The sequence below is a fragment of the Robertmurraya mesotrionivorans genome (assembly GCF_050971805.1).
In the GTDB taxonomy this organism is placed as follows: Bacteria; Bacillota; Bacilli; order Bacillales; family Cytobacillaceae; genus Robertmurraya_A.
The window spans coordinates 279429-304718 of sequence record NZ_JBPCCH010000004.1 but is presented as its reverse complement, the minus strand read 5'-3'; the positions used below and the strand labels follow the sequence as shown (position 1 = coordinate 304718).

Annotated in this window: 16 protein-coding genes; 5 read left to right on the top strand and 11 right to left on the bottom strand. The window is 38.3% G+C overall.

Annotated elements, in window-relative coordinates:
* The first annotated feature begins 249 nt into the window (after nt 1-249).
* Nucleotides 250-1395, top strand: a complete 1146-nt coding sequence (locus tag ACRX5O_RS09910) for an ROK family protein (RefSeq protein ID WP_433905787.1) — start codon at nt 250-252, stop codon at nt 1393-1395.
* A gap of 523 nt (nt 1396-1918) precedes the next feature.
* Here the strand turns inward: ACRX5O_RS09910 and ACRX5O_RS09905 are convergent.
* Nucleotides 1919-2782 (bottom strand): SDR family oxidoreductase, encoded by an 864-nt coding sequence (locus ACRX5O_RS09905; protein ID WP_433905786.1) that lies wholly within the window; start codon nt 2780-2782, stop codon nt 1919-1921.
* Between the two features lie 199 nt (nt 2783-2981).
* Here ACRX5O_RS09905 and ACRX5O_RS09900 point away from each other — a divergent pair, with 199 nt between their 5' ends.
* Nucleotides 2982-3419, top strand: a complete 438-nt coding sequence (locus ACRX5O_RS09900) for an Rrf2 family transcriptional regulator (protein WP_433905785.1) — start codon at nt 2982-2984, stop codon at nt 3417-3419.
* Nucleotides 3420-3489: 70 nt separating this feature from the next.
* Here ACRX5O_RS09900 and ACRX5O_RS09895 read toward each other — a convergent pair whose 3' ends face one another.
* Nucleotides 3490-4134, bottom strand: a complete 645-nt coding sequence (locus ACRX5O_RS09895; RefSeq protein WP_433905784.1) for an FMN-dependent NADH-azoreductase — start codon at nt 4132-4134, stop codon at nt 3490-3492.
* A 190-nt stretch (nt 4135-4324) separates the two neighbouring features.
* Between ACRX5O_RS09895 and ACRX5O_RS09890 the strand changes: the two genes are divergently transcribed.
* Nucleotides 4325-4666, top strand: a complete 342-nt coding sequence (locus tag ACRX5O_RS09890; protein ID WP_433905783.1) for a winged helix-turn-helix transcriptional regulator — start codon at nt 4325-4327, stop codon at nt 4664-4666.
* 47 nt (nt 4667-4713) lie between these two features.
* Here ACRX5O_RS09890 and ACRX5O_RS09885 read toward each other — a convergent pair whose 3' ends face one another.
* A complete protein-coding gene (locus ACRX5O_RS09885) occupies nt 4714-5397 on the bottom strand; it encodes a helix-turn-helix domain-containing protein (protein ID WP_433905782.1) in 684 nt (227 codons plus the stop codon).
* Nucleotides 5398-5675: 278 nt separating this feature from the next.
* Nucleotides 5676-9134, bottom strand: coding sequence for a glycoside hydrolase family 3 C-terminal domain-containing protein (locus ACRX5O_RS09880; RefSeq protein ID WP_433905781.1), 3459 nt, complete (start codon nt 9132-9134; stop codon nt 5676-5678).
* A gap of 266 nt (nt 9135-9400) precedes the next feature.
* Between ACRX5O_RS09880 and ACRX5O_RS09875 the strand changes: the two genes are divergently transcribed.
* A complete protein-coding gene (locus ACRX5O_RS09875; RefSeq protein WP_433905780.1) occupies nt 9401-10549 on the top strand; it encodes an MFS transporter in 1149 nt (382 codons plus the stop codon).
* Between the two features lie 521 nt (nt 10550-11070).
* On the opposite strand, the gene ACRX5O_RS09870 is transcribed toward ACRX5O_RS09875, so the two are convergent.
* The 6 genes from ACRX5O_RS09870 to ACRX5O_RS09845 all read right to left on the bottom strand — a co-directional run bounded on the left by ACRX5O_RS09870 (nt 11071) and on the right by ACRX5O_RS09845 (nt 21694).
* Nucleotides 11071-13914, bottom strand: a complete 2844-nt coding sequence (locus ACRX5O_RS09870) for an alpha-L-rhamnosidase (protein ID WP_433905779.1) — start codon at nt 13912-13914, stop codon at nt 11071-11073.
* A gap of 35 nt (nt 13915-13949) precedes the next feature.
* Complete coding sequence (locus ACRX5O_RS09865) at nt 13950-15674, bottom strand: glycoside hydrolase family 3 protein (protein WP_433905778.1); 1725 nt, start codon at nt 15672-15674, stop codon at nt 13950-13952.
* Nucleotides 15675-15687: 13 nt separating this feature from the next.
* Complete coding sequence (gene pgmB, locus ACRX5O_RS09860; RefSeq protein ID WP_433905777.1) at nt 15688-16335, bottom strand: beta-phosphoglucomutase; 648 nt, start codon at nt 16333-16335, stop codon at nt 15688-15690.
* A 293-nt stretch (nt 16336-16628) separates the two neighbouring features.
* A complete protein-coding gene (locus ACRX5O_RS09855; RefSeq protein WP_433905776.1) occupies nt 16629-17534 on the bottom strand; it encodes an alpha/beta hydrolase in 906 nt (301 codons plus the stop codon).
* An 86-nt stretch (nt 17535-17620) separates the two neighbouring features.
* Nucleotides 17621-18934 carry an MFS transporter gene (locus ACRX5O_RS09850; RefSeq protein WP_433905775.1) on the bottom strand — a complete coding sequence of 438 codons (1314 nt, stop codon included), beginning with the start codon at nt 18932-18934 and terminating at the stop codon, nt 17621-17623.
* Nucleotides 18935-19189: 255 nt separating this feature from the next.
* Nucleotides 19190-21694 carry a GH39 family glycosyl hydrolase gene (locus tag ACRX5O_RS09845; RefSeq protein ID WP_433905774.1) on the bottom strand — a complete coding sequence of 835 codons (2505 nt, stop codon included), beginning with the start codon at nt 21692-21694 and terminating at the stop codon, nt 19190-19192.
* A 218-nt stretch (nt 21695-21912) separates the two neighbouring features.
* On the opposite strand from ACRX5O_RS09845, the gene ACRX5O_RS09840 reads away from it, so the two are divergent.
* Nucleotides 21913-24297 (top strand): beta-glucosidase, encoded by a 2385-nt coding sequence (locus tag ACRX5O_RS09840; protein ID WP_433905773.1) that lies wholly within the window; start codon nt 21913-21915, stop codon nt 24295-24297.
* Between the two features lie 44 nt (nt 24298-24341).
* Here ACRX5O_RS09840 and ACRX5O_RS09835 read toward each other — a convergent pair whose 3' ends face one another.
* On the bottom strand, nt 24342-25238 hold the full coding sequence (locus ACRX5O_RS09835; protein WP_433905772.1) for a carbohydrate kinase family protein: 897 nt from the start codon (nt 25236-25238) through the stop codon (nt 24342-24344).
* Nucleotides 25239-25290: the final 52 nt, after the last annotated feature.

The following is a 25290-nucleotide window of genomic DNA, read 5'->3' as shown; positions in this document are numbered from 1 at the left end:
ACTCTCGTAAATGAAATGTATTATAAATTGAAATACTTACCAAAATCATCTTCTGAGGTGTAAATATTAGTATGTATATGTCAAAGACAGATTGTAAACGGATTCATTTCTAATAAGTAGAAGGTTCCTCCTTACAACATTCTTGACTAACTTAAGTTGATTATAACACCTATCATCTAAGTTTGTATACCCAATAAACAAAGTTTTTGTGTTAAAATATATTTACTATCAAACAAGGAGTTTTTAGTATTGGAAACCATTACATGGAATCAACAAGTTGTGAAAAAAAATAACAAAGCCCTCGTATTACAGTTGATTATGGAAAAAGAGCCCATTTCAAGAGCTGACATTGCTCAAGTTTCTGGATTAAATAAAGCAACCGTTTCTTCTTTAGTAAATGAATTATTAGCTGCAGATTTAGTTTATGAATCCGGTCCTGGGGAATCTAGTGGTGGCCGTCGCCCTGTTATTCTCCATTTTAATAAAATCGCTGGATATTCCATTGGAATTGATATCGGAGTGAACTATGTATTATGTGTACTGACTGATTTAAAAGGGAATATCGTAATTGAAAAAAATCAGACTGTTCAAAAAACCCCCTATGCTGCTACCATCGAGATTGTAAAGGAAATGATCCAGTCATTAATCGCCGAGATGCCTAGCAGTAGATATGGAATTGTCGGGATAGGAGTAGGTGTACCTGGAATAGTTAACAAAGAAGGTTCTGTTCTGTTAGCCCCCAATTTAGGATGGAAAAACACTCAAATAAAAAAGGATCTTGAGGACTTATTCCAAGTTCCCGTCATCATTGAAAACGAAGCGAATGCTGGCGCATTTGGTGAACAACAGTTTGGTATTGGTCAAGATTATCAAAACATCATTTATATTAGTGCAGGAATTGGAATTGGTGTAGGAATTATTTTAAACAAAGAACTATACCAAGGGAAAAATGGTTTTTCTGGTGAGATGGGCCATATGATCATTGATATTAATGGAAAGCCATGTAATTGTGGCAGCAGAGGATGCTGGGAAGCTTATGCTTCTGAACAGGCCCTGTTGGAGAAGGCTGGAGAAAATAGGAATTCGCTTGAAAACTTAATACAATTAGCTAACAGTGAAGATAAAAATGCTCAGAATTTATTTACAGAGATAGGTGCTTACCTTGGATATGGAATCAACAATATTATTAATACCTTTAATCCTGACCAGGTAATCATAGGCAATCGGTTATCGATGGCTAAAGAATGGATCGAGCAACCCATTCTTTCAACAATTGAAAATCACTCCCTTGCTTATCACCAAAACGAATTCCAACTAGATTTCTCGAAACTTGGTAAATATTCAATTGCGATTGGTATGTCTGCTTTTGTTGTTGAGAATTTTATTAAAGTGTAAACTCCATTAACTGCCTTAAAAATGAAGGACCCCTCAAGATACTATCTGAGGGGTCCGTTTTGAAGTGCTTTTCTTAAAATTCGTGCCAAAATGATAGTCGTATGGGCATCATTTTTGGTATATAAAAAATTAAAACTACACCCTTTTAAAAAAGATGATTTGTCATTAATCGAGTAATCAACAAAAGTAAAATAAGCGGAGAATTTCCGGTTAGATGCAGAATGGAGCACGTTTCGGGGTAAATAAGGGGAGTTTTTCCGCTTATGCAAAGCAGAATCTCCCCTTTTCAAATTTTTCTAGCCAATAGGCGGAATCTCTCCGTCTATTGAAGCTTTTTTTCATAAAAATTACTAATTAAGCGGAATTTCTCCGTCTATTTATCAGTTGGTGCTTAACCAGATGCCTCAACCAAAAAGTGCGGACCCTCTTGATCCTAGATGCGGGAATCAGCAGCTATTTATCGACCAGCTTAAACGGCACTGCAAATGCTAGGAGTTTTGAACCCCCTTTTTATTAAAATATACTAAGAGATACTTTTAACAATTTCACCTAATCCCTCAGTAATGGATGTAGCTGGACGCCCAAGAAGTTTTTCGAAATCATTGCTCTCAACTTCTAGTGTTCCTTCGCGAATATCTTTTTGGATGTTCACTAGGAAAGGGATAAGGAAATCTGGTACCCCGGCACCTTTCATGATATCAGCATAAGTAGCATCGTCCACTTGTTGTACAGGTACTTCCTTATTTAAAACTGTACCCAAAGCATACGCAATTTCTTCCTGCGTTAATAGCTTTCCAGATAATTCATAGATTGTGTTTTCGTGACCATTCCCAGATAGTACAGTTGCTGCTGCCTCTGCATAGTCTTGTTGCAATGCCCAGCCTACTCTTCCCTTTCCTGCTGAAGTTACCCAAGGAGCGCCTGCAAGTACCCCTTGAATGCTTGAGCTTTCGTTCTCTAAATACCAATTGTTACGTAAGAAAGAATATGGAATTCCCGTTTTAATAATTGCTTCTTCTGTTGCCTTATGAGTTGGAGCTAGGAAGTTTTTACTTTCCATTGCATTCGCTATGCTAGTATAAGCGATAAATTTAACCCCAGCACGCTCCGCAGCAGCTACCGCATTCGAATGCTGTCTAATTCTTGTGTCATTATCTCCATCAGCAGAGATGAGTAGAAGTCTGTCAATACCTGCGAAAGCAGAATCTAATGTTTCCGGACGGTCAAAGTCTCCCTGGCGAACTTCCACTCCACGAGTTTGATACCCTTCCGCTTTCTCTGGGTTACGAACACTTACAGCCAGTTGATTGGCTGGTACTGTTTTTAATAAAATTTCTACCACTTTCGTTCCTAGTTTTCCTGTTGCACCGGTTACTAATAATTTCATTTTTTCATACCTCCACTTATATATTATTGATTACCTGTATTTAATTTGAATACCTGTATTTATAATAGATACTTCTAACTATTTTGTCAACAAAACCTTTTTTATTTTTTACGAATGATAAGGTATAATACGTTGTATTCAAACTAAATACATGATTACTATGATATATAGTTTAATAATAATGAGGCAGGTGCATGAAATGTCCATTAGTAGTCGTTTTACTGTTGGGGTTCACATATTAACTCTTATTGAATTAAATAAAGACGGAATTAGCTCATCAGAATTCTTAGCTGGGAGCGTCAACACCAACCCGTCTTTGATCAGAAAAATTATGGGGATGCTCAAAAAAGCTGGACTAATAGAAGTACAACCAGGAATTGCTGGAGCGAAACTAGCGAAGGAATCAGCTACCATATCATTACTTGACGTTTATAAAGCAGTCGATGTGGTTAAGGAAAAAGAATTATTCAGTTTACATGATAATCCACACCCGGATTGTCCAGTAGGCAGAAACATTCAAGATTCGATTACTCCAATATTATCAGCCGCTCAATTTGCTTTAGAAAAGGTATTAGGAAATGTAACTATTGAAGAAGTGGTTAATGATATTGTAAAAAAAGAGAATAGTAACAGCTAAAATAAATTCTCAATATATCAAAGAAAACCCTTGTGCTAATCGCAAGGGTTTTCTAGGTGTAATCCTATAATTAGGCTTTTAATGCTAACTCAACTACACGGCGTGCAGATGCCTTTACTTCTTCTAAACCTGCAGTAATGATTTCTTGTGCTTTATCTGGCATAGCATTATGTCCTTCAATAATAACTTCATCAATGATCTGCATTCCAAACACTCCACCGAATACATTACGCATATAGTTAACAGCCATTTCCATCGGTGCTGCTTCAGGCGCTGAATAAACTCCTCCACGTGCATTTAAGAAGATTGCTTTCTTTTCTGGCATTAAGCCTACTAGGTTTCCAGAAGCATCATATTTAAATGCAAAACCAGCTGCGAATACATAATCAATAAACGTTTGTAACTTTGCAGGAATTGTTAAGTTCCATAACGGAAACGCAAAAACAACAACATCAGTGCTTGAAAGTAAATCCATTGCTTTTTGTTTCGCAGCTAACAAACTTGATTCAACGTCAGTAAGTTCTCCACCATTTTGAACCTTACCAAATGCATCAAAAAGTTCTTGACCAAAATAAGGTGTATCCTCTTCAAACACATCATAAGTAGTAACGTTTACGTCTTTCCCTTCTAACTCCGCCATAAACGTTTCGTACATCTTACTAGAAATCGCCTCAGACGCAGGGCGGTTATTTGCTTTTACTACTAAAACATTCATTTACATTCTCTCCTTTATTTCCTTCTTTGCCGGGCTAGCTACACTAACTACCTAACTATAATTATTATAATCGGAGTCAAATGATTGTTAAGTACGCACTTAAAAGTGGTATAGTATCAAAATGTATACTATTGCTTTAGCACTCACCTTTATATAGCCAGTTAATTTTTTCATAAAGGAGGAAATGAGATTGGAAATAAAGCCTGAATTATGTCGTGTCGACGACGCTTTAGGAATCTTAACGGGAAAATGGAAACCCATTATCTTATTACACCTTTTAACAAAAGGAACTCAACGATTTAGTGAATTAAAGCGAAATATGCCTGGAATCACACAGAAGATGCTCACGAATCAATTACGTGATTTAGAAGAGGAAGACATTGTGCAACGTGTCGTTTACCCACAGGTCCCGCCAAAGGTGGAGTACTCGATAACGGATTATGGGAAAAGCTTAGAGCCCATATTAAGAGCTATGCATGATTGGGGCACCAAACACAATTTGCATAAAAAACAAAAAATTGTTAGTAAATAATAAAATTTTAAGAGCTGTCACCATGGACAGCTCTATTTTTCTTGTCACTAGGCTTGTGATTGTCTATCTCTATAAATGCCTGGTGTCATTCCCACATGTCTTTTAAATAACTCCGAGAAGTGACGATAATTATAATAGCCCACTTTTTCACTAACTTCGTTTACTTTCGCTCCGTTCTTTAGCAATTTCTTTGCCTGTTCAATCCTCACTTTTGTGACGTACTTTATGTATGACTCTCCCACTTGTTCCTTAAATAACACACTAAAATAGGTGCTACTCATGTTTGAATGCTCTGCCACTTCTTGAAGGCTAAGTTCTTTTTCATAATTTAAATGAATAAAACGCAAGGCACGCTCAATGGCGATATGTTTAGGCTTAATCTGATTGTTCTTTACCCATAGAAAAATTTGTTGCATCTGCTGTTGAAACCAATGACATAGCTCTATCGTTGAGTGTATGTTGGCAACTTCCTGATGAGGCAAATATCCTTTATTCCAAAGACTTTCTTTAGCTACTTCCATACTTAGGTAAATAAGTCTAAGCATTTTTCCTTTTACTACTTCGGGATCTAATCTCCGCTCTATCATAGAACAATTAAATTCCTCTATTTTTTGAAGAAACGCTTCACGATCAAGCATGCGGAGACTAAGAAGAAGTGATTGTTTTCTTTGTGTAAGTTCCTTTTCTGTTAATACCTTACACTCAAGTTCGAAAATGGGAGCGTTAACCATAACATTTTTCAACTCCTTATCCATAGAATATTTACAGAGATTGAATATATACGGGTTAAATAGATTTCTGGATAGTCAAAATTATGTTGGAGGACATCTACTTGATTGTTAATTGAAGAAGAACAGGAGGAGAAATAATTCATTGTTTCAGTACTTCCATTTTACTAAGTTTTTCAATATTTTGAAAACGCTATCTTTTTGGTTGATGTCTGCTTTTTTTAGGTCATACCAAAAAGAGATCACAACCGTCAAGAACGGCTGTGATCTCTTTCTAAGATTTATTTCTTTACTGACTGAGCTACTTCAAATTTCAGGCTATCAATTCGAAGATCTGGTGCATGGAACACGACATATACTGTATTTTGACCTTTTGGCAATTTCCCCTTTAGATCAACGGTTACATCTTTGTATCCCAATTCATTTACCGTAACACCTGCATTTTCAATTGTATAAGTGTTCTTTCCAGTTTTCGGAACTTCTATTTCAGCAAAAGGTTCGCTATTGACAGCACCAGCATGCAAAGTAATTTTTCCTCCTGCCACGTCTGAAGCAACGCTCGCTGTTACTTTCGTCGAACCTGTAAGCACTACTTTTGGTAGAGCTACCCAGGATCCGTCTTGTTTCGAACGGACGGCATGATATTCACCAACAACCTTTTCTGCTTTTAAGCTTTCGGCCGTTCTAGCTTTGGAGACTTCATGATAGACAACTTCATTTGATGCAAATGAGTGGTCAAATACATTAATAGGTTTATTTGTTGGCAAAGCCGCAAGTGACTTCCCATCCATTGCAATCGTACTTTCTGCTTTAATATCATCAGAAGAAGATCCTATCATAAGTTCATAGTTTCCTTCCTCTACAAGGAAATCCCCAGCATTTACATCCCAAATAGCTAAGTCCTTCGGATCGACCGTAAGTGTAACTGTCTTTGTTTCACCAGCTTGTAAGGATACCTTCTCAAAAGCTACGAGTTGCTTTTGAGGGGCATATTCCCCATAAGCAGATTTTTTAATTTTTCCGTATAGCTGAACGACCTCAGAAGTATTTACCGTTCCTTCATTCTTCACTTGAACTGATACCTCAAAAGGAGAACCCTCAGAAGCCTTCTTTGGTGCTTTAAAGTCACTATACGTAAAGTTACTATAAGATAGGCCGTAACCAAATGGGTATGTGACAGGAGCCTTTGTATACATGTAGGTTAATTCTTGTTCAATTGGATCTGCATTTGTCATATCCAACGTAAATCTTGGATCAATGTCATCCAATGCAATAGTTGTATTTCCCTCAGGAATAGAATACTTACTGATTTCTGGGAATGCAGACATATCTGCATACCATGTTGAAGAAAGACGTCCAGTTGGAGCATAGTCTCCATATAGCACTTGAGCTAACGCATAAGAATCATACTGACCTCCATATGGTTGATAAACAATTGCTGAAACGTTCGGGTTATTTTGAATTGGCTCCATCCCTACTGGGAAGCTAGATTTTACAACAACAACTGTCTTTTTCCCTTCCGCAGCAAAAGCAGCCGATACTTTCTCTACCAACTCGTAATCTGCATCTCCCATATTCAAGTCAGAGCGATCATTGCCTTCTCCCGCACTATGACGTGGAATAGCACCCACAAACACAACAGCATAGTCATCTGTTTTCGCACGTTTTACTGCTTCAGATCCTACTTCTTTTACGACTGTTTGTTCAAACTTCACATCATCATTACGATTGGTTACATTGGCAGCATTTCCAATAGTTGATGCCGCTGTCTTCAATTTTCCATCAGAACCAGTTGTAACCACTCGACCGTTAGAATAATACCAATTTGTGAAATCACCTGAGAATCCAGTTCTGTATCCATTTGCCACAAGGGAAACGGTTTGATCAGCATTTTCCTCTACTCGAATGGTTGGTGGAATCGCACTTGTATTCCCTAACATTTGGGCAAGATCCCAGTCATTATTGGTTAAGTTTAATGGCGTTGCATTTGTATTTTCAACAGATACATTACCAGTTGTAGGCGAGGTCACCCATTTTCCGTTTAATACCGAACGTAAGCTATACCCTTTTTGACCCCAATCATATACTTCAAATAGGTGCGCCGGGTTATTTTTATCTAATGGCTCAGATGTTGTTACAAGCTGAGAACCCTTTGCTACATCTGCAACATTTTCATCCGCTGTAACCGTCTGGCCATTCAGCTTTGATTTTAATGAAACCACTTCCACCGCTGGGTCATAGGAAACATTATTCGAACCATTTGCCTTGATAATAGCCAATAGTGGTGAGATTCCAGAGTTATCAATATTTGGTGTCGTCCTTGCTGAGTAAGTGGTTTTAAACCTTGAATCTGCATACACTCCAGAAACTGAAGCCTTCTTGTTTTTCTCGAGTGGTAGTGCCCCATCATTTTTTAGAAGGACAATACTTTCTTGTGCAGCCTGTAAAGCAACTTCTTGATGTTCAGGATCACTATATGTAGCTAGTTCCTCCCTAACATCCTTCGCCTCTTGAGCAAACGGATAGTTCTTCGGAATTCCGTTTTCATCTACTTCATTAAAAATACCCACTCGAACCATTTGATTCACATGTGAACGAGCCGCTTCAATTAAATCCTCTTTTGTCACACCGTATTTCCCTTCTTCAACTGCGTCAACTACAGCTGCAACATCGTCCAATGCATTTTGAGGATTTGGTCCAGGACGTCCGGCATTTGCATCAGCTAAAATCATTAAGATGGTTGCAGCCGTTCGATCCGTCGCATATTGAGTATCATAACCATTTCCTTGCGCATTGGCTCCGAATACGTGGGCATCTCCATTAAAGTCCGGAGAGCTGTAAACACCGTATTTCGAGTGATTATTAGCATGAATTTGGTAAGGTGATAGAATGTTTGGAATTCCATTCGTACGTCCAAATGACGTCATCACCCCAGCAACTGAACCTGAACTTAATGCTTTTAATGGACTTTTTGTCTGATATTCAAAAATAGATCTGGCACCAGCACTATTATTCGCCGTTTGACGGAACCACTGGGCATTATATACGGAGTAATGCTTCGTTCCAACAGCTGCACGCATCCAAAAGCCATCTTCACTTTGTTCCTGATCCGTGCCACTAAGTCCTGCTGCCATATTATCGATCATCGTAGAAGCCATGTGAACATCCTCTGAAAACCCTTCGTCAAATCGACCGCTTAACGGATTAATTCTCATATCGCTCACAACCGTAAATGCAACCGTCGCAGAAGGATCTGTTCCACCGTGAATATTTGACTCCCCTTGCTTCACTTTTAATGTACTAATTTTTTCACTTCCTACTACTTTACCAATATCCGTAAGAAGTTCTTTGTTCCAGGTTTGCCCCATTCCTACTAACGCAGGGAAATCCGTTGATACCCCTTGGACATTATCTGCTGCTGAAAGAGCACCAGGAATCACTTTACCTGCATTCGGACCACGCTGTAAGGTGTAATGGTTTCTAGAACCTGTTGCATAAACAGCTGGTCCTTCTAGACCCGTATATTCAAAATAAGCATCAACATACTCATCTAGATGGTCAGGTACACCGTCAAACAACGGCATTCCATCAAATACCCCACCCACTTGATGTTTAAATAAGTTGTTCTCTTCTGCCTGTTTCTCTGGAGCTTTAAACCCAACCATACTCGCTGTTAACGAAGTAATAAGCAATACGGACAGTGACTTTCTCCCTATTCTAGAAAGACGGGATTTTTTCAACACAGCACTTCCTCTCAGATATTTTTTAAGCGCTTTCAATTATAAAGGGACCGGTCTCCTATAAAAATATTTTAATCTCTATCTACCATTCAACGATAGTGAGTTATTTTTACGATTGTGTACACATTTTTAAGACAGATAGAAGTGGATTCATTTTAATTATCATTCTTGATAGGATTTTCCTAATTTTTACTCTGTAAAATGAACAGTATACTTAAAGTATGTCTTAGATCGCAGTGATGTTTTTTCAGATTGAGGTGATTGGGTTGGTTTTAAGAATTGTATTTATCATTACATTAGGATTTCAGACCGTTATCAATATGACGAGACCTGTTATCACGTTATATGCGTCAGAGCTCGGAGCTTCTCCCCTTGAAATAGGTATCCTTACGGCAGCCTTTGCCTTGTTTCCTCTCATTTTTGCGATTCAAGCCGGTAAACTAGCGGATAAACTCGGAGATCGCATTCCTGTATTTATCGGGTTATGTTCAATACTTGTGGGGATGGCTATTCCATTGACTTTCCCAAGCATGTGGGCCTTGTTTGTGAGCCAGTTTTTTGTAGGAATTGGAAGTGTATTTATCCCTGTCTCCTTACAGAATGTTCTTGGAAATAGTGCAACAAAAGAGAATCGTGACCACTACTTTAGTATGCTTGGCATGGCAGTAGCAACAGGAGCATTAATTGGGCCTATCATCGGAGGATTTGTTACGGAGCATATCTCTTATTCTTTTTCTTTTTTGCTTTCCATTCTTATTGGGATCGTGCCAGTGATTTTTACCTTTTTCCTGCCAGTAATCAAAAGGCAAGCTTCTGCTAATCATTATGGAATGCTTTCTTCTATCAAGCTATTACAAAATCCATTATTACAAAAAGCCTTATTTTCAAGTGCCCTAGTATTGTACTCAAGGGATATTTTTGTTGCGTATTTTCCTTTGTATGCAAAAAGCTTCCAACTGTCTGATTCGACGATAGGAATCATTATTGCTGTTCAAGGATTAGCGATGATTATTGTGCGTGTATTTTTACCGAAATTAATAGATATGTTGGGTAGAGACAGGATCCTGCTTATCTCTATCATTGTTGCTGGAACCTCGTTTCTGCTTATGCCTTTTTCAGAGAATGTGATTTTTATGGGCATTTTGAGCTCCCTTATGGGATTGGGCTTGGGTTGTGGTCAACCTCTCTCCATGACAACGACGTATAATGCGTCACCTAAATCAAGGACCGGCGAAGTTCTCGGACTACGCCTAACCACGAATCGCCTCTCACAGCTGATTGCTCCTCTTTTCTTTGGCGTGATTGGTGCCTCAGCTGGAATTATGTCTGTGTTTTTGGTTAGTGGGGTTTTCTTAGTTTCAGGGACCTTTTGGATTCGACCGGAAAAGGTGAACAGTTCGGATAATTATACTTAAGTTGGAGTCGTAGTGACCTTTCACAAATGTATCTACCACCCTCTAAACATGTTCATATGCGGGATGAAGTTCGTTTGCTTCGGCTTATCAGCTTTAAATGATCTTCATATGCTTTATGAACTTCATTTGCTCCTGCTCTTCTGTTTCAAATGATCTTCATTTGCTCGATGAACTTCTATTGCTCCAGCTTTTCTGCTTCAAATGATCTTCATATGATCGATGAACTTCAATTGCTCCTGCTATTCTGCTTTAAATGACCTTCATGTGTGAGATGAACTTCGTTTGCTCCGGCTTTTCTGTTTCAAATGATCTTCATCAGCTCGATGAACTTCAATTGCTCCTGCTTTTCTGCTTCAAATGATCTTCATATACTCGATGAACTTCATTTGCCTAAAGCTTTTCTACTTCAAATGATCTTCATATGCTCGATGGACTTCGTTACTCCGGCCTTTCTCCATTAAATTCAAATACTTTCATGTAAAAAAGCAGACAATAGTTGTCTGCTTTCCGTAAATCTATAATTATTCAAAACGAACCCGAACTTTAGCCAATATTCCATCTAATTCGTCAAGAACTTCACGTTGGATTGGTAAAAAAGGTTTGTTCGCTACTTCTCTCAAAGACAAATGTCCCACTTTTCCTATCAAATCCTCAGGTAATTGAGAAATCTGTGGTATCTTCTCTACTAAAAGGCTTTTTGCCTCTTCGTTGTGGAGTAAGTCGGACAAGGCAAATTCTGTGCTGTAGCTTTCGATAAAAGCTTTCGTTGGAGTATAACTAATTTCCCATACTCCGCTTTCCAGTTCTACCTGCACATTCTCATTCATTTGGTGTGCGGATAATCCAGTCTCTATTAATAATTGACCATTAATCTTTACCGTTTGTACTAATGCATCTGGTAAGACAAGTGTGGCTGTTGCATTAAATGGAATCGTAAATGCAAAGTCCAGGTTTCCTTCCTCATCTATTGACCAGTTGCTTTCATATAAACCGGAGGCAGAATTCAAACTAGCCTTTACCTGATTGATTCTGCTGTTTGGTTGTGGAGCTAATGTAATATGCCGGAATCCTGGATGATCTTCTACTGGATTAATCCCAGCCATATTTCTAAACATCCATTCTACAATCGAACCGTATGCATAGTGATTCAAGGAATTCATATCCGTTCCACTTATTGTTCCATCCGGCAATACAGAATTCCAGCGCTCCCAAATGGTTGTTGCTCCCATGGTCACTGCATATAACCAGCTTGGATAGTCCTTATTAAGTAACAATGTATAAGCAACGTCATTGCTTTCGTTTTCAGATAATACTCTGCACAAATATGGAGTTCCCACAAAGCCCGTCTTTAAATGATTGCCATCATTCTTTAACTTAGCACGTAAATCATTGGCAATTCTTTCCGTAAATTCTTCAGGAACTAACTCCATAAATAATGCTACAATTAATGCCGTTTGCGTATTTAATGCGAGTCGGCCATTTTTTGTGAAGTACTCGTCCTGTATAGCAGTTCTTACCTCATTTGCTAGGTTCTCATATTTGATCGACACATCGACCATTCCAAGTACTTTCGCTGCCTTTGCGACTAAACCTGCGGAATAGCAATAATAAGCGGATGAGATAAAGCCTACCTCTGTTCCACCAGTAGGAAAATTAGGATTTTCTCCATCTAAAGCTAGCCAATCACCGAAATGGAAGCCTGTCGTCCACAGTCTCTTTGAGCCTGATTCATCATCCGCTCTTTTAATATAATCAACCCAAGCTTTCATGCTATCAAATTGTTGTTCTAATATGGCTTTATCACCATAATGCAGATACACATTCCAAGGAATAATGGTAGCTGCATCACCCCAAGCACTTGAACCGCCACCCTTTATATTCGTAGCAGGCACCACCATTGGGACCATGCCCGCTTTATCCTCTTGCTCCTTCCAAAGATCATACCCATATTTGCTGAAAAAAGCATACGAATCCATATTAAAGCAAGCCGTTCCTGAAAAGACTTGTGCATCACCCGTCCAACCCATCCGTTCATCTCTTTGTGGGCAATCGGTAGGCACATCTAAAAAGTTACCTTTTTGTCCCCATAATGCATTCAAAAATAGTTGGTTCACTAACGGATTACTCGTTTCAATATGTCCTGTTTGGTCCATATCTGAGTACAATACACAACCCGTAAAATCATCAGGATTCAATTCTCCCTGCCATCCCGACACTTTTACGTACCTGAAACCATAGAAAGTGAAGTGTGGTCTAACAACCGTTTCTTCTCCATTGGATATATACGTAAACTTCGCTTGAGCTGTACGTAAATTCTCCCGATAGAAATTACCTTCCTGAAGAAGCTCGCCATACTCTAAGGTAATTTCCGAACCCCTTGGAGTCTTATTTTTAAATTGGATCCATCCCACCATGTTTTGACCCATATCTAACACGGTCTCACCTGTAGGTGTATGAATAACCTCAATTGGTTGAAGCGTATCTTTTATCACAACAGGTAAGCTTAATCTTGCTTTTAATCGATCAAATCCTAAATCAATTTCCTGGACGTTATAGGTTGTACGATTATCAAAGGTGGCGTCATACACCTCACCATCATAAATACTGCTTTCTAAAATGTTACTTCTTCTCGCCGTCCAAGTGTTGTCTGTAGGAATCAATTGACTTGTTCCATCTTTAAAGTAAACGACCATTTCACAAAGGAGTGCATACTTATCTCCATAGATTTCAGAGGTTCCTCCGTCAAAACCAAATCTTCCTTTATAAAGACCATTTCCTAGCATCACTTCTACATTGTTTTGTCCCGTTTTAACTTGCTCCGTAATGTCATAGGTTTGATATTGCAGCCATTTATGATAAGCATTAAAATGTGGAGTTAAATATTCATTACCGGCCTTGTCACCGTTGATTTCCATTTCATATAAACCTAACCCACATACATATGCTCGAGCAGATTCAATTTCTTTTTCAATCAAAAAATCTTTCATTAGTACAGGCTCTATACTCTTATCAAGCTCTGGTGTAATCCAACTAGCCTTCCACGGCTCCTCACCCTTTGCTGTCTCAAACCAGGCAGGATCACTAGTTGCCACATCCCCATTATCTGCCCATACAGTCACTTGCCAGAAATAGCGTGTATGCGGTTTTAGCTCGATTGGGAGTTCAAAAGCAAGACTGTCTATTTCTTGACTCTTCCCGCTATCGAACACGATGTTAGAAAAATGATGATCTAAAGCCACCTGAATCTGTGCAGCTGTTTGCTTTTTTGCTTCTGTTTCACAGGTGATAAAAGACAGTCTTGGTTTTCCTAGATCAAATCCCAAAGGGTTTGTTATACGGTTGGTTTTCAAATTTATAATCTTCATGATTAGAGTCTCCTTTTAACTAGTACTCTTTCTTTTTATAGTCTAGTATCCCACTTTCCACAAAACGCATCTACTGGACTCTTTCCTTTGAATTCTGATCTTCCAGTAATTTTATCAATCACTGCCTTAACGACAAACTCATTTGACGAATACGCATTAATATACGTTTTTACCATCGGTACATCCTGAAGATGATAAGGGTTGGCTACCGATATAAACATGGTCGGAATTTCGTTTACAAACCATGGAGCATTTGCATTTAATGGCTGCATCCAATCAATTCTAACAGTGGTTTGATTACTTGCGGTTTCTAGATTTGCCACATATACAACAAGGTCATATTTTTGTTTCAAATCATGAACGCTCATAAGCAATTCTTTAAAGTTCACCTTACTATTATCAAAGAGATCTACCTCAAATCCTTCTATTTGAAAAGCTTCTAAAAATGAATGAGTTACAGAAGCGCCTTCTTTCAAGCCCCCACTATGGTCACCTAAAATATTTAATCTGATCTGTTTATATTGTTTAGGGCTAATCGGTAATAATTTCTGTGTGTCTTTTACTAACGTTACCGACTGATCAGCACATTCGCTTGCCCATTTCTTATGTTCATCACTCTGTAAAACAGATAATGCTTCTTGACCTGGTACCAGTGTTCCATCTACTTTTTGATTGTATAAACCTATAGACAACTTTAAAGCTAATATTCTCGTTACTGCTTCATCTACCCTTTCGACTGAAAGAATACCTGTTTCGATTCCCTTCATCATAAACTCATAATCTTCTCTTATATCACGATTGAAAAGGAACATATCACAGCCTGATGCAATGGCTTTTGGAACAGCAATTTCTCTTTTCTCTGAAACGGTGAAACCGAGCATCGGAGTCGCATCTGTAATGATTAGTCCATTAAAGCCTAATTGTTTTCTTAATAAATTATTTAAAAGCTCTGGAGCTAAAGTGGCTGGCATAATCTCTTCGTCTTGAATGGTTGGAACAAGTTTTTTTGAATAATAAGGAAGTTTAATATGGCCTACCATAATCGATTTTGCATCAGCCTCAATCATCTTTTTATAAACCATTCCAAATGTTTGGTCCCACTCCTCTGGTGACAGTGAATTCACTGAAGATAGAAGATGATGATCTCGATCATCTACTCCATCTCCTGGAAAATGCTTAACAGCGGCTGCTACACCACTTTCACTCAAGCCTTCCATATAAGCTTTTCCCATTCTCGCTACTCTCTCAGGATCAGAACCAAATGTTCTTACATTTGTAATGGGGTTTTGATAGTTCATATCAATGTCAACGATAGGGGCAAAAGCCCAGTTACAACCTACTGCTCTGCCTTCGCGACCGGCAACTACACCCAACTTATAAGCCATATCCTCATTGTCCGTTGCTGCCACCTGTAACTGCTTCCCAAAGTACGTTCCATTTGTTGCAATACCATTTCCACCTGCTTCTAAATTAGCAGAAATTAACAAAGGAATCGGAGAGAGACTCTGTAATAGTCGATGAGTTTCCTGCATTTTAGCTCCCTCGTTAGGACGGTACATGATTCCACCTGGTTTGAACTCTTCAATAAATCTAGTTAACTCTTCTTCCTTATCAGAGCTGCCAATAGGACAGAATAATTGGCCAACTTTCTCACGTAAACTCATGGACTGGAGGGTTTCTTCAATCCAATTGATATCTTTATCTGATAAAAAAAACGGTTTATTTTTCAAATGAGTGTATTTACTTTCCATTTGTATCATCGTTTGCTCTCCTTTATCTCTCCAATAATTGTTCAATATTGAGCTTAGTTAAATCCTCTACACCGATATGTGCGTTCTGACAGGTAGAAGCTGCTCCAATTCCTACTGCCTTCATTCCTGCAGCAATCGCAGCATCGATCCCTGCTTCCGCATCCTCCATAACGATACATTCTTCCGGTCGAACGCCAAGCCTTTCAGCCGCAAGTAAGAATACCTCTGGATCCGGCTTACTATTTTTAATGGCATTTCCATCTGCAATCGCATCAAAACTTGAAGCCATTCCTATTTTTTCTAAGATAAATGGTGTATTTTTACTTGAGGAACCGATCGCTATTTTCATTTCTCTACCTTTTAGGTTCAGTATAAGTTCTCTTACACCTGGTAAAATATCTTTAACAGATAGATGGTTTAAGAGTTCACGGTATCTTTCGTTTTTCCGTTCAGCTAGAAGTAGTTTTTCACTTTCGCTATAACTCTTAGTTGAATTGCTCAGAATAATTTCGAGACTTTCCATTCGGCTTACGCCTCTTAATTTTTCGTTTATCTCTCGATTAAAAGGAATGTCTTCCTGTTCGCTAATTTGTTTCCATGCTTCATAATGATATTCATCTGTAGAGACAATAACCCCATCTAAATCAAAAATGACTGCTGTCTTTTCCATATATCCCATCCTTATCTCAGGGCGTTTCCACCATAATGTATTGTTGAAAGCGTTTCATTGTTTTTATAATATAAGAATTTTTAAGTTTGCGCTTTCCCCTTTTTGACATTAAAATAGCCGTTATTTGTTCTAAATGTAACTGGAGGAAATAGAACTGAGGTTATATTGTGTGGAAAAAAGCATGAAGTAGTTGGACTTAATAGAAGAAAAGGGGATGAAAGACGTTTCTTTTTAATTCAGCTTCAGAAACGTTCTTCATTATGGTTATGAAGAACGTTTCTGATCTGAGGTGCTTATTTAAATTGTTTCTTCAACCAATTTGTTGCAAGATCAAACCATACCTTGCAATCTTCATTTAAATGACTTGGATTATTTGCCGTTGTTTCATCACAAAGAGATAATCCGTGTACTCCGCTTTCGAAGACATGCAGTTCATAAGGAACCTTCTTTTGTGCCAATGCTGTTGCGAATCTTAGAGCATTTTCAGCATAGACGAGTGAATCGTCTGCTGTGTGCCAAATGAAGGTTGGGGGTGTTTGAGGAGAAACGAAATTCACGGGACTAACTTCGAAAAGCTGCTCTTCTGTAGGCGTGGCCGTTCCAAATACAGCCTTACTAGCAATATTCCAAAAGCCTTTAGCAAACTGATCTGCCTCTGTGTCCACCTTTTCCTTCATAAGCTGATAATCTACTAGAGGATATCCGAGAATAACAGCGCTAGGCTTAAACACATCACTTTCAACACTAAATTTTTCTTTTAATAGTGCACTATTCCATTGAACTCCCATACTAGCCGCTAAGTTCGCTCCGGCAGAGAATCCACAGACAGCAATCTTTTCAGGGTCCACTAACCATTTAGACGCATGTTCTTTAATTAGTAAAACCGCTTGTGCTAAATCATATAATGGCTGCGGGTAAGCAGACTGTTCATTCGGAGTCGGCAGATTATTAAAATCCTTTACCCACTCCTTAAAATATGTAGTATATCGTAACACAAAGGTATGATAGCCTTGAGATGCAAATCGTAAAGCAACCGGTTCTGCCTCACGGTCCGATGTTCCTAAATATCCACCCCCAGGACAGATAATAATTGCTGGTCGCGTTTGGTCCGTTTGAAATTCCATTGAATTTTCAAGAATATAAGTCTGCAAGTACACATAATCACAATTATCCCAAAGATTCATTTTTTCGATTAACATAACCATACTTCCTCCTTATTTATTTAACAGAATAATGGGCCCGATCTAAAAACCGAACCCATAACTATTTCTTTATAATTCTCTTATTATCCTACTTTATCATGAGGAATTTCTTCTGAATCATCTTCTTTCCCTTTAATGGGAGCTCCCATTTCCGGAATGGGAATAACAGCTAATGCTGAAAGAACAGAGAATCCAGCAAGAAGTAAGAAGAACAATGTATATCCGTCTCCACCAAACCATGCAACACCTAGTGCAATGACTGCTGGAGCAGCAAAGTTAACTAACGCTGAAGATAGCTGAACGGTAACATTCATAATAGACAAGTCTTTTCCTGCATCCAGTTTTGAAGGAAGAATACGGTTAACTAGTGCATTATCAACAGCCGTGTACATACCAAATCCAAAGTTAAAGATAAAGTTACCAACAATTACCCATTTGATATCTTTAGAGAAAGCGAATGCAACAAGACACAGACCCGTTACTAATGCTGCCCCCATAACAAAAGGTTTCTGCTTCTTCACCTTATCTGAAAGGAACCCTCCCAGTATTCCTGCGACAACCATTAACATAATAGAAGGTGCAGTATAAGCCATTAATTTAAAGATATCTGCTTCACCAAGATGGAATCTTGCAATATAAAACAGAGTTAATAATGATAAACCAGCATTTGAAACGTTGATAAATAGTTTTGTTAACAATGCCCATGTGAACGTTGGGTGTTTCTTATAACTAGGATAGAAGCTTTGTAGTCGCTTCCAAATTGGTGTATTCTTTGAGGCTTGTGCTGTACCAGCAAAGTAGTTATCTTTTACAAGTAGAGCAGCTGAAATTCCACCAATTAACTGAATAATAGCAATTGCTACCAATTTCTGTTGAACCGTTGAATCTGCAAACACACCCATAATCATTTGACCTGACATAACGAAAGCAGGAGCCGCTGCACCAATCAGTCCAGATACACGACCAAATTTTTCAGGCTCTACCTGTTCAGGTACAATCGCGAAGCAAGAAAGAGAAACCATTCCATAAAAGAATTGAACTAAGCAAAAACCGACCACTAAAACCGGAATAGATGGGGCATATGTTAGTAACAGCATGGATAATGCTCCACCGATACTTCCTGCGATCATCCAAGTTCTTCTTCTACCAAACTTCAAGCGAGTCTTATCTGCGATCACCCCTCCTAAAGGACCTAAAAACACAATCGCAAGACCACCGATCCCAGCAACCATTCCGTAAACAGCGGTTACATTTTCCTCTCCAACAAGTCGAATAATATTAAACTGAATAAGACCAAAACCAAGTAATACGAGAGGAGCAACTGCAGTACCTACTCCCAAAATAGCCGCAAAAACTAATCGAAACAGCGGTGTTTTATTCCATGTTACACTTTCCATTTGTTTAACCTCCCTTTAATAACTACCTAAGCGCTTTCAAAAGACCTATAAAACTACTACATAACATAAGTGCTGAATGAACTCATTTTCTTTTTACGCTGGAAACGCTTCCTTATGTACTTCATTATAGGTGTATGAAAACCTTTACACTATCCGATATTTGCTCAAAGAGAGACCGTAAATTGTCATTTCTCTTTTAAATTGACTTTTTACATTAACTAACTACAACAAAAAAAGGCAGGTATTTTATCCTGCCTAGAGGGTTCGTTGTGGGAAAATTTCTATTAACTGTACTTCGTGAGGCTGAAGGGTTTCTTCAAAAACCAATTCTCCTTCCACTCTTACCTCTCTAATAAACTTATTAGGCACGGAAGATTGCTTTAAGTAGGCCACTTCTTCCTTATCCATTTGAATAGGTGCTCCCATTTCAACCCATTGGTCATAGCTACTACCACTCTCGCGGTTGATTTTGTGTTGCTTTATTTTATATAAACCTTTGTCCAAACCAGTTACTTGAAGAATCATTCGAATATCATCTTTATCGAGAAATACTTTATATCGATCAGTTAGATTAATGTTTGCATGCTGATTCATACAATATAATCTGTCGTAATGACAATAATGATAAAGAAGAATCTGGTATCCTCTAGAATTTTGGGTAACACAGTAGCCATCCCCTGAAACTAGTAGCTCGTCGCCTAATTTTCCAAGAAACTCATACGCATAAAAGGCAGGCTTTGGAATGCCATTGTTTGTCATTAATCCAAGGCCGCCATGATACGTTTCGAGGGCTGTCCTTTGTTCCTCAATGAAGTCTGTCAAAGTCCAATAGCCAAAGCTTTGAATCTCATCAATGTTTTCAAGTAAATTCTTAACGACAAAAGCTGCTTTAAAGCTAGTATCATTTGTTAAATCCCGGTGAAATGCAGTTGAATTCCATTCCGTTAAATGAACCTCAACTTGCGACATTTTTTTCTCAGCTAAAATGCCCTTTAGTCTTTTAAGCTTATTTTTCAAAAAGTCCTCGTCTCGTGAAATATAACCAAATTCAAAAGAATCCTCGTCTAATAATTTTCTTTTCTTATTAATATCTTTTTCTTCATGTGAGTAACAATGGAACGTAATAAAATCCGGAATACAATTCTCATTCCTACAAAAATCTAAAAACCCCTGTAACCAGTCACTATTGACGGTATTGATACTAGGACCGCCGACTTTATAGCTAGGGTTGTGCTTTTTAATTGTGTCATATGTGCTTTTATAGAAATAGCAATAGTCTTCAAAGGTACCTCTCCAAAACACATCGAAATCGGGTTCATTCCATACCTCAAAAGGCCATTTCTGAACTTCTTCGATTCCATATTTATTCTCATAATGTAAAATAAAATTTCTTACTAGTGAATTCCACTTATTGATATCCTTCGGTTTGCTAATAATGCTTTTTTTATAAAAAACGGTTTCCTCTGGGTTTTCAGCTAAATCCCTTGGCATAAAACCTAGCTCAACAAATGGTTTCACGTCGATGCTTTTTAAGAAATCAAATAGCTGATCTGTATAGAAAAAGTTATAATCCGATTCACCCATATCGTTTTCTGCGTATACCATCATTTCATCGTCAAACAGTCCATGAAAGCGAAGATACTGAAAGTTCGTTGCTATTTTCACTTCCTTTATTTGCTCTTGAACACTTGTATAGAGACCTTCTTTCGCTTTCCCGATTGTCATTAAATTTTTCCACGAATGATTCAGTTTAGATGTTTTCTCTTTCATATTAATAGGAATTTTTTTCTTCATCACTGCTTTATGATTCACTTCAATTAATTTATCCTCTTGTGGTAAAAACGAAAAAAGCTTTGAAAAGGCTTGATCCTTATCTATTTCAACATAGTTAGCAAGCGTCACTTTGCTACTATCCGTTTTTCTCGGTTCCATTTCAACCGCACGTCGATATTCACTTGGTGTCTGATGATAAAATTCCTTAAACGCTCTGTTAAAGGCCTTTACACTAGCAAATCCATTATCAAGTGCAATTTGCGTTAAAGGAATATCAGTAAAAACGATATCTTTAACCGCGTGATCAAGTCGAATACTATCTACATACTTCGAAAAAGGCATTCCAAGATGCTTCTGAATAAACTTAGATAGATAGTGAATAGAAAGAAACTCGATCTGCGCGAGTTCGTTCAGTGTTATTTCTTGCTTAAAATTATCCTTTACATATGAAGTGATTCGTAAGAGTCTATCAATATGCTTTTGACTTGAGATTTTGCTTTCTTTTACCGATTCATCTTTGAAATTTTTCGTTAACAAGTAAATTAATTGGAAATAAAGAGATTGAATTTGTAGCTCATATCCTTCTCCCTCTTTATTAATGACCCACATCATTTGTGCAAGCAGTGCTCGAATCTCATTAAACTCCCCTTGATGGCTTTCATCAAATAAAAAAGACTTACATGAGAAAGAATAAGAATCTGCATCTTTTATATTTTTCTTCAAATCGGGAATGGGGATCTGAAGAGCAAGCAATAAATTATCTTCCTGATGCTGTATGGAGTGGATATCATTTGCATTGATCAGGAAAATATCCTTTTCATTTAAATCGTATCTTTTATCATTAACCGAAACTCCTACTTTCCCTTTTAACACGAAGATCACTTCTATGCTGTCATGCCAATGGTTCGTAACATAATCAACACTGTGTAGAAAAATATGTATCGGCAGGTCCTTATTCATTTCGATAATTTCATATGTAAAGTTCATTGTATTCACCCGACTTTTAACCTATTTTTTCAAGTATACCTTTCTGTCGATTAAAAGTGAATGTTGTCGTATGGCAATTTTCAGTAGATTTTGCATTGAAAAATTACTAGTAATACTAAAATAATCCTTTTAACAATGCCGAAAATTCACACTTTAGTTGGTAGAATTGTTATTGAAAGCGTTACCAATTATATTTTGCGTATTTATGGGGGGATAAGATGCTAAAGAAGATGAAGAAACGCAGAAGACAATTAACTTCCATTGCATTAGCAACAGGTATTGCTTTATCGGGATTAAGTTTTCAAACAGGGGTATTTGCAGCAGAACAAGAAGCGTCAAAGACCGTACAAATAAAACAAAATGAAGTGCCACAATTAGTAGACAAGGCTTCCATTGATTCTGTCATCGCCGCTATGACGGTGGAAGAAAAGGCAAAACTCGTGGTAGGTGTGGGCATGCCTGGAATGACGATTCCTAAACTTCCCGTACAAGGTGCGGTTGGAGGAACACCAGCCATTGAAAGATTAGGAATTCCTGCTATGTTTTATGCCGATGGACCAGCTGGTTTAAGAATTAGTCCAACACGTCCTGGAGAGTCAAAAACGTATTATACCACTGCCTTTCCCATCGCTACCTCGTTGGCATCCACTTGGGATACAAGTGTAGTAAATAAGGTTGGGCAAGCACAAGGAAATGAAGTGAAGGAATACGGTGTGGATGTATTGCTAGCACCAGCTCTAAACCTTCACCGTAACATATTAACCGGAAGGAACTTTGAATATTTTTCTGAGGATCCTTTGATTGCAGGTAAGATGACGGCTGCCTTGGTAAATGGTGTCCAATCTAATGGAGTAGGTGCTACCATCAAACACTATGCAGCAAATAATCAGGAAACCAATCGCTTCACCATTGACACCATCGTTTCTGAAAGAGCTCTAAGAGAGTTGTATTTAAAAGGCTTTGAGATTGCTGTTAAGGAATCTCATCCGAAGGCTGTTATGAGTTCCTATAATCTGCTAAATGGGACACCAGCATCTCAAAACGAAGAATTGTTAACAACTGTCTTAAGAGGAGACTGGGGCTACGATGGCTATGTGATGACGGACTGGTTTGCTGGAACAGATCCTGTTGCCCAAATGAGAGCAGGAAATGATCAGATTATGCCTGGTTTCCCTCAAAGCTCAGAAAGAATTGCAAATGCGGTTAAAGACGGTAGCTTAGACGAAAAGTTATTGGATCGAAATGTTAAGAACATCTTAAACTTCGTTGTCGAATCTCCTAGCTTTAAAAATTATAGCCATTCTGACAATCCAGACCTCCAAGCTCATGCCGAAGTAGCTCGTCAGGCTGCGGCGGATGGGATGGTTCTATTAAAGAATAATCAAAATGCACTTCCACTTCAAAAAGAAAACAAAGTTGCGTTATTTGGTACCGCACAGATTGAAACGGTAAAGGGTGGAACAGGTAGTGGAGATGTAAACGCAGCCTATACAGTGTCTATTGTAGACGGATTGAAGCATGCAGGATATTCACTCCATGAAGACCTTGTGAATCAATATAGCAACTACATTAGTGAGTTAAGACAAATGGAACAATACAAAATAAAGCCAAGTCCATGGGGTGAGGACTTTGGAAAAGAAATACCAGTCATTCCTGAGATGGTGTTAGATACGAACCAGATTGATAACATCGAGGGTGAATCAGATATTGGTGTCATTGTGATTGGAAGAAATTCTGGCGAAGGTGTGGACCGTCAAAATGTAAAGGGTGATTACCTTCTAACAGATACGGAAAAAGCGATGATTCAAAACGTCTCAAAGGCATATCATGATGCTGGAAAGAAAGTGGCGGTTGTCCTTAATATCGGTGGTCCTGTTGAAGTAGCAAGTTGGAGAGATCAAGTGGATTCCATCCTTCTAGCATGGCAACCAGGACAGGAAGCAGGAGATGCGGTAGCCGATGTATTAACTGGAGCGGTGAATCCTTCTGGGAAGCTCGCAACCACCTTCCCTGTAAAATATGAGGATGTTCCTTCATCTGAAAATTTCCCTGGTACACCAGCAGAGAACCCTACTCAGGTTGTCTATGAAGAAGACATTTATGTTGGTTATCGCTATTACTCAACCTTTGATGTGAAACCTGCCTATGAATTTGGATATGGATTGTCTTATACAAGCTTTGATTACAGTAATGTTCGAGTGAATCAGGGAGGTAAATTCAAAGATCAAATTACCGTATTTGCTAATATAAAAAATACAGGAAAAGTATCAGGAAAAGAAGCGGTTCAAGTCTATGTTTCGGCTCCAGACGGAAAGCTTGAAAAACCTGAAATTGAATTAAAGGCATTTGGAAAAACAAAAGAGTTAAAGCCAAATCAAAGCGAGCTGTTAAAGTTTGAATTGAATGCGAAAGATCTAGCATCCTTTGATGAAGAGAAAAATCAATGGATAGTAGAAAAAGGAGTTTATACAGTGAAGGTCGGTGCTTCTTCAGAGAATATTAAAGGGACAGCAACATTCACGGTTGCTAAAGATATTATTGTAGAAGAAGTGAGTAATTCGTTAGTGCCAGAAGTGGAAATTGATAGACTAAGTAAAAAGTAAAGGACTAACGCCAATATCTAAACAGGATATTGGCGTTTTTTATGCTATAGTGATCCAAATTGGGTTGTTGCCATAGCACCTGCTAGGTTTGCAAAGCTTGTATACTCCTCTAACAAAGCTTTGTTTTCAGGTACTCCTTTGTCATAAAATCGAGATAAAAGAGCAGCCATAAAAGCATCGCCTGCACCCGTCGTATCAACCGCTTTAACTTGGATACCTGGAACGTTCACCTGAATACCTTTATGGCACGCAAAAGCTTCGTTCTTTCCTCTTGTAATAAAAAGATAAGGAATATTCATGTTTGATATACTTTCCAGTCCTTGCTCAAATGTGTCCGATTTTGTTAAAAACAGTAATTCATCCTCCGCCATTTTAACGATATCAGCCTTTTTTACATAAGAGAGAATAACTTTTCTGCACTGCTCTTCATTTTCCCAACGCTTCAAACGAATATTGGTGTCAAATGCTATAAGCAAATTCCCTTCTTTAGCAAATGACAGGGCTTGGTTGGTTGTTTTTCTTGCTACCGGGTGAAAAAGGGTTCCTGATCCAAAGTAGAATAGTTTACTTTGAGTGAACAGCTCTTTGTCGAGTTCCTCTGCTGTAATCCAGTCATCTGGCGTTTCATTTATGTATGAATGGAAATATCGATCACCTTGATCATTTACATGAACATATACTGAGCAAATCTTCTTAGAGGCCTGGTAAGTACAATAGGATAGATTCACTTGTGCTTTTTTCATTTCATCCTGCACAAACACACTTGTCTCGTCCATCCCAAGCTTACACAAATAATAAGAAGGAATCCCTAACCTCCGAGCCCCTACCGCCACATTGACAGTCGCTCCTCCTAATAATCGCTTATAATTTGTATTCGTCTGATCTTGGGAGATAAAATCCACAAAAGCCTCACCTAGTGATATGACCCCTTGTTTTTTCAAACTTGTGCTCCTTTCGTTATGCTCTTTAGAAAAAAATATTGCAGCCCAGGGC

Coding starts and splice junctions, on each gene's coding strand:
- ACRX5O_RS09905 (WP_433905786.1), bottom strand. CDS start 2,782: ATGAAATTATTAGTAACCGGTGCAACAGGAAAACTAGGAACGAAAGTG.
- ACRX5O_RS09900 (WP_433905785.1), top strand. CDS start 2,982: ATGTCCATTAGTAGTCGTTTTACTGTTGGGGTTCACATATTAACTCTT.
- ACRX5O_RS09895 (WP_433905784.1), bottom strand. CDS start 4,134: ATGAATGTTTTAGTAGTAAAAGCAAATAACCGCCCTGCGTCTGAGGCG.
- ACRX5O_RS09885 (WP_433905782.1), bottom strand. CDS start 5,397: ATGGTTAACGCTCCCATTTTCGAACTTGAGTGTAAGGTATTAACAGAA.
- ACRX5O_RS09870 (WP_433905779.1), bottom strand. CDS start 13,914: ATGAAGATTATAAATTTGAAAACCAACCGTATAACAAACCCTTTGGGA.
- ACRX5O_RS09865 (WP_433905778.1), bottom strand. CDS start 15,674: ATGATACAAATGGAAAGTAAATACACTCATTTGAAAAATAAACCGTTT.
- pgmB (WP_433905777.1), bottom strand. CDS start 16,335: ATGGAAAAGACAGCAGTCATTTTTGATTTAGATGGGGTTATTGTCTCT.
- ACRX5O_RS09855 (WP_433905776.1), bottom strand. CDS start 17,534: ATGTTAATCGAAAAAATGAATCTTTGGGATAATTGTGATTATGTGTAC.
- ACRX5O_RS09850 (WP_433905775.1), bottom strand. CDS start 18,934: ATGGAAAGTGTAACATGGAATAAAACACCGCTGTTTCGATTAGTTTTT.
- ACRX5O_RS09845 (WP_433905774.1), bottom strand. CDS start 21,694: ATGAACTTTACATATGAAATTATCGAAATGAATAAGGACCTGCCGATA.
- ACRX5O_RS09840 (WP_433905773.1), top strand. CDS start 21,913: ATGCTAAAGAAGATGAAGAAACGCAGAAGACAATTAACTTCCATTGCA.